The sequence below is a fragment of the Chthoniobacterales bacterium genome, from assembly GCA_039930045.1.
In the GTDB taxonomy this organism is placed as follows: Bacteria; Verrucomicrobiota; Verrucomicrobiia; order Chthoniobacterales; family DASVRZ01; genus DASVRZ01.
Map to the genome: position 1 here is coordinate 633979 of JBDSQB010000002.1, position 10228 is coordinate 644206.

8 protein-coding genes are annotated in these 10228 nt (G+C 58.6%); 3 read left to right on the forward strand and 5 right to left on the reverse strand.

The genetic code is table 11. The annotated features are described in order from the left end of the window. Position 1: 1 nt before the first annotated feature. From ABIT76_03075 to ABIT76_03085, 3 genes are read right to left on the reverse strand one after another with little or no spacing between them, the layout of a single operon-like run. Positions 2–739, reverse strand: a complete 738-nt coding sequence (locus ABIT76_03075) for a glycosyltransferase (protein ID MEO7932120.1) — start codon at positions 737–739, stop codon at positions 2–4. A gap of 21 nt (positions 740–760) precedes the next feature. Next, complete coding sequence (locus ABIT76_03080) at positions 761–1546, reverse strand: hypothetical protein (GenBank protein ID MEO7932121.1); 786 nt, start codon at positions 1544–1546, stop codon at positions 761–763. Continuing rightward, the gene (locus ABIT76_03085) at positions 1543–2391 is read right to left on the reverse strand and encodes a glycosyltransferase (protein MEO7932122.1); all 849 of its coding nucleotides are present in this window, start codon (positions 2389–2391) and stop codon (positions 1543–1545) included. Before ABIT76_03085 ends, ABIT76_03080 begins: the two co-directional genes overlap by 4 nt. Before the next feature lie 81 nt (positions 2392–2472). On the opposite strand from ABIT76_03085, the gene ABIT76_03090 reads away from it, so the two are divergent. Continuing rightward, entirely contained in the window at positions 2473–3423 is a 951-nt protein-coding gene (locus tag ABIT76_03090; GenBank protein MEO7932123.1) for a metallophosphoesterase, read from the forward strand. On the opposite strand, the gene ABIT76_03095 is transcribed toward ABIT76_03090, so the two are convergent. Further along, entirely contained in the window at positions 3386–4240 is an 855-nt protein-coding gene (locus ABIT76_03095; GenBank protein MEO7932124.1) for a TIM barrel protein, read from the reverse strand. The genes ABIT76_03090 and ABIT76_03095 overlap by 38 nt on opposite strands. A 161-nt stretch (positions 4241–4401) precedes the next feature. Between ABIT76_03095 and carB the strand changes: the two genes are divergently transcribed. Continuing rightward, positions 4402–7734, forward strand: a complete 3333-nt coding sequence (carB, locus tag ABIT76_03100) for a carbamoyl-phosphate synthase large subunit (protein ID MEO7932125.1) — start codon at positions 4402–4404, stop codon at positions 7732–7734. A 97-nt stretch (positions 7735–7831) separates the two neighbouring features. On the opposite strand, the gene ABIT76_03105 is transcribed toward carB, so the two are convergent. After that, a complete protein-coding gene (locus tag ABIT76_03105; protein MEO7932126.1) occupies positions 7832–9187 on the reverse strand; it encodes an OFA family MFS transporter in 1356 nt (451 codons plus the stop codon). Between the two features lie 128 nt (positions 9188–9315). Between ABIT76_03105 and ABIT76_03110 the strand changes: the two genes are divergently transcribed. Beyond that, positions 9316–10228 (forward strand): molybdopterin-dependent oxidoreductase (locus ABIT76_03110; protein ID MEO7932127.1); only part of this gene is annotated, 913 nt, incomplete at its 3' end.

A 10228-nucleotide genomic window follows, 5' to 3' on the forward strand; every position in this document is an offset into this window, starting at 1 on the left:
GTCAGCGGTCTATCCAGTTTTCGAGGCTTCGCCGTGCTCTCTGCCAAAGCGGCCAGGGCGCCGGTGGTGGCGGCGTCTTGCCGCGGAGTGCTTTGAGCTGGGCGAGATAGGCTGCGTCGGGGTTGGCGTGGCTCAGGCCGCTGAGATCGTTGTAGGTTGCGACGACCAGATCGACTTCGTCGATGTCGAGTCGACGGGAGAAAAGACAGCGCATGTTGTAATCCCAGTCGGCCCAGACGGGATACGCGAGGTCGTAATCCCCTACGAGACGAAGCACGTCGCGCCGGTAAAAAATGGCTTGGTGGCAGATGTTGTTTCGCGTCAGCAGCTTCGGCTGAAAACCGCTTTCCGGTAAAACTCCGCCGCTTTTCAGTCGGACCTGACCGTGGATCACCTGCACGCGGGGACGCGCCCGAATCTCGTCCGCCATCCGCTGCAGCACGTCCAATCCTTCCAATACATCATCCGCACCGAGAAAATAGAACCAGCGTCCCTGGGCCCGACGCATGGCGCGGTTCATCGCGTCATATACACCGGCATCGGGTCTCTGCTGAATTTTCAACCTACCACCTAATGGGCCCGCAAAAGTGGCGGCCTGAGCCAGAGTGTTATCGGTCGAGCCGCCATCCTGGAGCAGCACTTCGTAGCTGGTAAACGACTGGCTGGCGATACTGGCCAGGGCATCGCGCACGGTGTCCGCAGCATTTAGCGTTGGCAGAATGATCGAGAAAAAACGCATCCGCCCGTCTGCCAAATCGCTCTAAATCAGCAGTCGCGCCACCGCTGGCAGGAAATGGTCCTGATAGGTGATCGCCTGCGGAATGACGCCGCGCTCCTGGAGTAATTTGGCGCGCCATTCGTAGCGCAGAACGCGTCCCGAGGTGGCCGCGTCGGGGAGTGGGCCATTGGCGTCAGCGATTTCCTCGCGCGACAAATATTCCGGCGTGGTCGCGAGAAATTCAGGGCCGGCCTGCTCGCGCAGGTTCGCATAGATGTGGTCGCGGGCATACACCTTCAACTCCAGCTCATCGGGAGTTAGATCGTATTGGAACCGCAAATGCGCCTGCTCTTCCGGCACGCGCTGGATTGCATACACCTCAGACTCGTCTGGTTTTTGATAGACCAGCGGAATCTCGTAAAGGGAGCGTTTCTCGTCACCAGCGAGTGCGTTCAGCAGGATCGGACGCGTGACATCGTGCACCGGATTGTAAAATTCGATCGCGTCGCAGAAAAGCTGGTCTGGCTGAATCCGCTGGATCTCGACTCTTAATTTTTCTGCCACGCGCAGAAACAGATCGCTTTCCTCATCCAGCAGCGCGTCGTAAAAAGACGACTCCGAAAAATTTAGATACGTCACCCAATCGAGCATTCCGGCGCGAGCGAAACCAGCCTTCGATTGCTCGATGCGCTCGGGTCCGCCGCCGTCGGTAATCACCACCACATGCGGGCGATGACGTTGCAAAAGTCCATAGATGGCAAGTTCGTGGGCGGGGTGTCCAAACACGGCCAGCCGGCAGACATCGGAGAGGGAAAAGGGATCGGTCATTGGTTCCAAGAGTAGAATTTCAAATTGGCAAAACCATGGACGCGCCACCAGTCGAAAAGCAAAAACATTCGTTCCCGGAGTGGTTTTTCCAGAACGCGCCGGACTTGTGTTGTAGAACCTGTTTCCGCCAGATCGCTGGCATAAAGCTGGCGATGTTTCCAAACGACGGCGGCGCGGCACCGGTCGCAATCCGCCTTGTCCAGATTGTGATCTGAGACGCCGGGGATACCCGTGAAACTGCGGGAGTAGGCCCAGAACGATTCCTCGGTGGCGACCTTTCCAGACTGGGCGAGGCGGATGAGAAATTCCCAGTCCTCGTAAACGTGAAACCGAGCATCGTAGCGCCCAACGCGTTCCCAGGAGCTTTTTCGGAAGGCCATGGCGGTGGCATAAATAAAATTCCCGCGGATCAGTTTCTCGTAGTCGAATGGAGTGAACCGGTATTCCTCGCGCACTTTCGTTCCGTCGGGTTTGTTGATCAGCCGACGCGTGCCGGTGTAAACCAAATCCATGTCATTGCCGAAAAGCCGAATCAGCGTTTCCGCCTGTGGTGGACTCCAAATGTTGTCGTCGTCCAGCACGGCGATGAATTTCCCCAAGGCGTGGCGGATGCCGTAATTGAGCGCGACGGCGCGGTTCAGCACGCGGCCTTTCGTGTCGAGGTGAGTCAAATGCAAGTCGCGCGGCTGCCGGATGACATCGGCCGCAGCACCACCGCTCATGTCCACGACGACAACCTCAAAGTCGCGCGTGGTTTGCGCGGCCAGACTGTCGAGGCATTCGGCCAGCCGCTCGTTGCGCGCCAGCGTGCGAACGATCACCGATAAGGCTGGAACTCGATTCATGGCGGAGTCCTTCCTAACCGGAGCTGGCGGAAATGACAAATCCTTTGCCTTGCCGTGACGCCCCGACTCATATTTGGCGGCATGGATTCCCCACGTCTCATCACGCGTCGCGAGGCTTGCGCCCGCGCGCTGATTTTTAGCGCAGCGCTGGCCTTGCCGCGATTGATGCAAGGCGCGCCCAAGACCACCGCCGCCGGTGATGTGCTGCATCTGTTTTGCTTCGGAGATTGGGGAGTTCATGCGAGTCCGAATCAAATGGCGGTCGCCGCTGCGCTGCAAAAATACGCGAAGGATTTGCACCTCACGCCCGCTGCGCTAATGCTGCTCGGCGATAATTTTTACGGCCCCAATCCCGGGACCGATTCACCGCGCTGGAAAGTTGAATTCGAGGACATGTATCCCGCGAGCGCGTTTCCCGGGCCGTGTTATGCAGTGCTGGGAAATCACGATTACGACGACCAGCCCGGCGGCGAAAAGATCCAGATGGATTACGCAAAAACGCCCGGCACGCGCTGGAAAATGCCCGCGCTCTGGTATCGGCTCGATCTGCCGCACGCGACGTTTCTTTGCGTGGACACGCACTATAACAAGATGACGCCGAAGGAGATTGCCGACCAGCAAGCCTGGATCGAAATGCAACTCACCCTGCCGCGCAAAGTGCCGTGGATGATCGTCTGCGGGCATCATCCCGTGATGAGTTGCGGACCGCATCACGGCGACTCAAAGCATCTCGCGGGCTGGAGCGAGCTGTTTTACAAGAATGGCGTGGACGCGTATCTGGCGGGTCACGAGCACGATCTGCAATATCTCCATGAGGAAAATACGCCGACGCACTGGCTCGTCTCGGGCGGCGGCGGCCAGTCGCTCCACCCCGTCAAACCGGATGTGAAAACCGGCTACGCCAATGCCTGTTTTGGCTTCCTGCATCTCGCCTTGAGCGCCACGAAAATGGAGGCAACCTTCGTCGGCAGCGACGCCCAGGTTTTATACAACTTCAGCCAAAACGCTCGAGCCATTTCGCGCGGGCGGTGACGATGTCCTCGGCCTTGCGCTTGGGGCTGAGCTCCCAAATGACAAAGGTTTCCGGCGGCACCAGCGGCATCAACCGGTCGTAATCCACCGTGCCGTCGCCGGGCAAATGATGATCCTGGTTGGGCCAAATCGTGTCGTGCAAATGACAGCCGATGAGTCGGCTCCGCATGGAGCTGAGCCATTCATAATGATCTACGAAGGAGAGATTTTCCTTGAGCTGAACGTGGCCAAAATCGTGCCAGTAGCCGACGTAGGGTGAATTGACTTCGTCCAAAATGGGCACCATTTCCCGCTCAGTCGGGAGTTCCTCATAAGCCTCGCGGCTTTCGACTCCGAGATGAATGTTTCGCTCGGCGGCGTAAGCGGCGATTTTCTTGAGCGCCTCGGTGGAGCGCTTCACATAGAGCGGCGCTTTGGATTCGCGCTCCTTAACGGCGGCAAGTTTTTTCTGAGTGTATTCGCGGGAGAACTGCTTCCCTTGGAGGATCATTTCGCCCAATTCATCGGTGATCGGCCCCATCGGAACGGAACCCAAATGGAGCACCACATTCGGCGCTTGGAAGCGCACGGCCCAATCGATCGTCTGATACGTGAGCTTGAGTGCTCGCTCGCGCTGCGCCGCGATGTGCGAGGTGTATTGGTAGCAATTCGGCGATGCCTGGGTGATTTCGACCGGCAGCGGACAAAAATTATGCAGGCTGCTGAAGCGCACATCGCCGCGATCATAGACTTTCTGGATGCCTTCCATCAGCGAAAGCCGCACGCCGTGGCCGAGTTCCACATGGTCGAAACCCAGCTTCAGTATCTGCTCGAGCATGGTTTCGCCAGATTTTGAGCCCGAAGAGTTCCAACAGCAGGAAAAGGAAAGTCGCACGTGCTATTTTTAAGCCGATCCCTCCGGCTCCGCCAGAAAAGAAGCAAAAAGGGCTTTCTCTTCACCCCAAAAATCTGCCTTAATCCAGCCCCGCCATTCCTCACATGCCACGCAATCCCGATCTCCATAAAATCCTGCTCATCGGCTCCGGCCCCATCGTCATCGGTCAGGGCTGCGAATTTGATTACTCAGGCGTGCAAGCCTGCAAAGCTCTCGCCGAGGAGGGCTACGAAGTCGTGCTGGTGAACTCGAACCCGGCCACAATCATGACCGATCCCGAGTTTGCCTCGAGGACTTACATCGAGCCGATCACGATCGAGGTGATCGAAAAAATCATCATCGCAGAAAAGCCGGACGCGATTTTGCCAACTCTCGGCGGTCAGACCGCGCTCAACGCAGCGATGGATTTGTTTCACGGCGGCATTTTGGAAAAATACGGGGTCAAACTCATCGGGGCCAACGCCGAGGCGATTGCCAAGGGCGAGGATCGGCTGCTTTTCAAGGATGCGATGACAAAGATCGGCCTCGAATCGGCGAAATCCGGCGTCGCGCACACGCTGGACGAGGCGCGGGCTTTTGCAGCGGAGTTAGGTTCGTATCCGCTGGTTATTCGGCCGGCCTTTACGCTCGGCGGCAGCGGCGGCGGCATCGCCTATAACCGCGAGGAATTTGAAACCATTGTCGCACGCGGGCTCGATTTATCGCCCGTGACAGAGGTTCTGGTCGAGGAATCGCTTCTCGGCTGGAAGGAATACGAAATGGAAGTGATGCGCGATCACGCGGACAATTGCGTGATCATTTGCAGCATCGAAAACCTCGATCCAATGGGCGTGCACACGGGCGATTCGATCACCGTGGCTCCGGCGCAGACGCTTTCGGACAAGGAATATCAGCGGATGCGCGACGCGTCGTTTGCCGTCATTCGCGAGATCGGCGTGGAGACCGGCGGATCGAATATTCAGTTTGCGATCAACCCGAAAGACGGGCGCATGATCGTCATCGAAATGAATCCACGCGTCTCGCGTTCGTCAGCGCTGGCGAGCAAGGCGACGGGATTTCCGATTGCCAAGATCGCGGCCAAACTCGCCGTCGGCTACACGCTCGACGAGCTGAAAAACGACATCACCCGCGAGACGCCAGCCAGCTTCGAGCCGACGATTGATTATGTCGTGGTGAAGGTGCCGCGGTTCACGTTTGAAAAATTTCCACAGGCGGATGCCACGCTTACGACCCAAATGAAAAGCGTGGGCGAGGCGATGGCGATCGGCCGCACGTTCAAGGAGGCGCTGCAAAAAGCGCTGAGATCATTGGAAGTCGGACGCGCCGGACTCGGAGCCGATGGAAAATTTGTGAAAGGCGAAAACGCCGACGGCACATTCGACTTGGACTTAATTCAAAAACGATTGGTCGTGCCCAATGCCGAGCGTATTTTTTATCTCCGCGTCGCCATGCTCGCCGGGTTCAGCTTGGAAAGAATTTTTGAGCTCACTTCCATCGATATGTGGTTCCTGCGCCAGATCGCGCAGATCGTGGAGATGGAGAAAATCATCCCGACGCAATCCGGACAGGTCTTGATCGACCAGATTCCCGAAGCCGAGCGCACGGAGGAAAACATCGCCGCCGTGCTTCGTCTCCATATGCGCCGCTGGAAAAAAGCCGGCTTCTCCGACAAGCAGCTCGCGTATCTTTTCGGAACGACGGAAGCTTACATCCGTGCCGGCCGCAAAAAATACGGCGTCGTTCCAACTTACCGGCTCGTGGACACCTGCGCCGCAGAATTTGAGGCTTACACGCCCTACTACTATTCGACTTACGGAGATGAGGATGAAACTCGCGCCTCCGAAACTAAGAAAGTGATGATTTTGGGCGGTGGTCCCAACCGCATCGGACAGGGAATTGAGTTTGATTATTGTTGCGTCCATGCCGCCTTCGCCCTCAAGGAACTCGGCTACGAAACGATCATGGTGAACTCGAACCCGGAAACGGTTTCGACCGACTACGACACCAGCGACAAACTCTATTTCGAGCCGCTCACGCACGAGGATGTGCTCAACATTTACGAACAGGAGAAGCCGGAAGGCGTGATCGTGCAGTTTGGCGGGCAAACCCCCCTCAATCTCGCCGCCGGGCTGAAGGCCGCCGGTGTCCCGATCATCGGAACCCAGCCAGAGAGCATCGAGCTGGCGGAGGACCGCAAACTGTTCGCGGAAATGCTCGACCGACTCGGGCTGCGCCAGACCCCGAGCGGATCCGCCACGAGCGAAGACGAGGCGGTCGCGATCGCGGAGCGGATCGGTTATCCGGTGCTCGTTAGGCCATCGTTCGTCCTCGGTGGGCGCGCGATGGAGCTGGTCTATCACGCGGAAGATCTGCGCCGCTACATGCGAAACGCGATCGAGGTCAGCCCGAGGCGCCCGGTCCTGGTCGATCGTTTTCTTGAGGACGCGATCGAGGTCGATGTCGATTGCATCGCCGACGGCGAGACCGCGGTGGTGGGTGCGATCATGGAGCACATCGAGGAGGCCGGCATTCACAGCGGCGACAGCGCCTGCGTCATCCCGACCTTTTCGCTCTCCAGACCGATCCTCGACGAAATCACGAGCGCGACCAAGGCGATGGCGGCGGAATTGAAAGTGCGCGGCCTGATGAATGTGCAATTCGCGGTTAAGGGCGACAAAGTCTACGTCCTCGAAGTGAACCCGCGCGCCTCGCGAACGGTGCCGTTTGTCAGCAAGGCGATCGGCGTGCCGCTGGCCAAACTGGCGGCCAAGGTGATGATCGGGGAAACGCTCCGCGACCTCGGGTTCACCGAAGAGGTCGTGCCGACCCATTATTCCGTCAAAGAGGCGGTCTTTCCGTTCCTCCGCTTTGAGGGGATCAACATCTCGTTAGGCCCGGAAATGAAATCGACCGGCGAAGTGATGGGGATCGACGCCGATCTCGGCCTGGCCTTTGCCAAATCGCAGCTCGCCAGCCAGTGGCCGCTCCCGACCGCGGGCAATGTTTTCATCAGCGTCAAAGACGCGGACAAATCGAACGTCATTTCAGTCGCGCGCGAATATGCCGCTCTCGGTTTCGGGATCATCGCCACTTCCGGTACCGCGGACACGCTCGCAGCCGCTGGTGTGGAGGTGATGAAAGTGTTCAAGATCGCGGAGGGCCGGCCGAACGTGCGCGACCTGGTCAAGAACGGAGAGATCCAGTTCATCATCAACACCCCGAGCGGCAAGATTCCGCGCGAGGATGAGGTGAAGATCCGCACCGCCGCCTTGACCGAACGGATTCCGATCATGACTACGATTCGCGCCGCCGCGGCCAGCGCGGAGGGTATTCGTTCCCTGCAAAAAGGCCCGATGACGGTGCGCAGCCTGCAGGAATATCACGCCGCGGCCAAGACGGCGAGCGTTGCGCCTAACGAAAAAGCGCGGGCAGTTTGAGGAGCGTGTTATAAACCCCCCAAACCAGCGGGACTCCCACCACCACCCAGGAGACGAGGAGCATGAGCGCGTTTGATTTAGTTTCTTCGGCCATCTTTTAGCGCGGCGGTTGATCGCCCTTGAAGTGAAAACGCTCCGCTACCGGTCGGATCGAAAGGTTGCAGATCAGGCCGACGATGAGCAGGCCTGCCATCAGATACATCGTCGGCGCGTAGAGATTAACTCCGGTCGCGCCTCGGCCCTTTAGATATTCGCGGATATAATTCACCAGGACCGGGCCGAGAATTCCCGCGGCCGACCAGGCGGTCAGAAGCCGGCCGTGGATCGCGCCGACCTGCATCGTGCCGAAGAGGTCCTTCAGATAGGCGGGAACAGTCGCGAACCCGCCGCCATATATACTGATGATGACGGCGCAGACGACGACGAAAACGATGGCGTTGCCGCGGTGGCCGGAAAAAGGAATCAGGCAGTAGAGAATCGCTCCTAACAAGAGGAAGACGACGTAGACGACCTTGCGCCCGGTGTAATCGCTGAGCGACGACCAGATGAAACGGCCGGCCATGTTAAACAGGCTAAGCAAAGCCACGAAACCGCCCGCCGCCGGCGCGAGGATTTTCCCGGGAAACATTTCCTGAATCATAGGCGAAGCCTGTTCCAGGATGCCAATGCCCGCAGTGACGTTGAAACAAAGCACGACCCAGAGGAGCCAGAACTGCGGAGTCTTGGTCGCTTCCCGCGCCTTGACGTTGGCGCTCGTGATGAGGCCCTGGGACTTAGTCGCTGGGACATAGCCCTCCGGTTTCCAACCCTCGGCCGGCACGCGCACGATGAAGGAGCCAAACATCATGTAGCAAAAATAAATCAGGCCGAGGGCGAGGAAGCTTTTGCCCACGCCGGTGCTGGTGGCGCTTTTGAAAGTGTTCATGAGGAGAAGGCTCAGGTTGGAGCCGATAAAGGCGCCCCCACCGAATCCCATGATCGCCATGCCAGTGGCCATGCCGGGGCGATCGGGAAACCATTTCACCAGAGTGGAAACGGGTGAGATGTAGCCAAGCCCGAGTCCACAGCCGCCTATCACGCCATAGCCGAGATAGATCAGCCAAAGCTGGTGCCACCAGACGCCAAAAGCAGAGACAATGAAGCCGCCCCCGAAACAGAGCGCGGCCACCGCCATGGTTTTACGCGGACCGACCCGCTCGACCCAGCGACCGAAGACGGCGGCGGAAGCGCCGAGGAAGAAGATGGCAAGGCTGAAAATCCAGGCCAACTGCGGCTGCGTCCAGTCGTTAGGCGCGGAAGCATTGATCCCGATCGCTTTCGTGAGCGGAAGCTTGAAGACGCTGAAAGCGTAAACCTGACCGATCGAGAGGTGAACCGCGAGCGCGGCCGGTGGCACAAGCCAGCGGGTAAAGCCCGGGCCGGCGACGGAATGCTCACGATCAAAGAAGCCCATCGCATGAGATAACGAACGCCATTCCTCATCCGGACGCACAACGATCGAAGATTCCGTCACGACTCGGGGCTTTTTTTTGAATCCGAAATTGAACAACCAGCGAATCTTCCACGTGCGATAATTCCATGATGCAGTCTCTGGCCGATCTTATTTCCTGGTGGCCGCTCCTGCGCCAGATCCGCGAGCGCAAGGATGGGAACGGTCTCGAATCAATGTCGGAAAAAACGCGAGAGATGCATGCGCGCACAGACGACGCCAAGGTCGCGCGCTCGATCTGTCCTTACTGCGGGGTGGGCTGCGGGCAGCTCATCTATCACAAGAACGGCAAGCTGGTTTCGATCGAGGGCGACCCGGAAAGCCCGATCAGCCAAGGCAATCTCTGCCCGAAAGGCGCGGCCTCTTTTCAACTCCTGACTCACGACCGGCGCGAAACGGCGGTGAAATATCGCGCCCCCGGGGCGAAGACCTGGAGCTCGCTTTCGCTCGAGCGCGCGATGGAAATGGTGGCCGACCGGGTCTGGGAAACGCGCCGTCGCACTTTCGTTAGGGAGGAAGAGGGGAAGATCATCAACCAGACCCAGGGTCTCTGTCATCTCGGCGGGGCCACGCTCGACAATGAAGAAAATTATCTGATTAAAAAGCTTTTTACCGGAGGCCTGGGCATGGTGTGCGTGTCGAACCAGGCCCGGATATGACATAGCAGTACGGTGCCCGGTCTGGGCACCTCCTTCGGCCGGGGCGGAGCTACGACCGCGCAACAAGACTTGGCCCGGTCCGATTGCATTCTGATCGAAGGCTCGTCCATGGCCGAGGCGCACCCGGTCGGTTTCCGCTGGGTGATGAAGGCGAAGGAAAACGGCGCCACCATCATTCATGTCGATCCACGGTTTTCGCGCACCAGCGCGCTGGCCGATATCTGGGTGCCGATCCGCGCCGGGACGGATATCGCCTTCCTCGGCGGACTCGTCAGGCACGTGCTCGAGAACGAACTCTTCTTCCGCGAGTACGTCCTTCACTACACCAACGCGCCCTGCCTGCTTC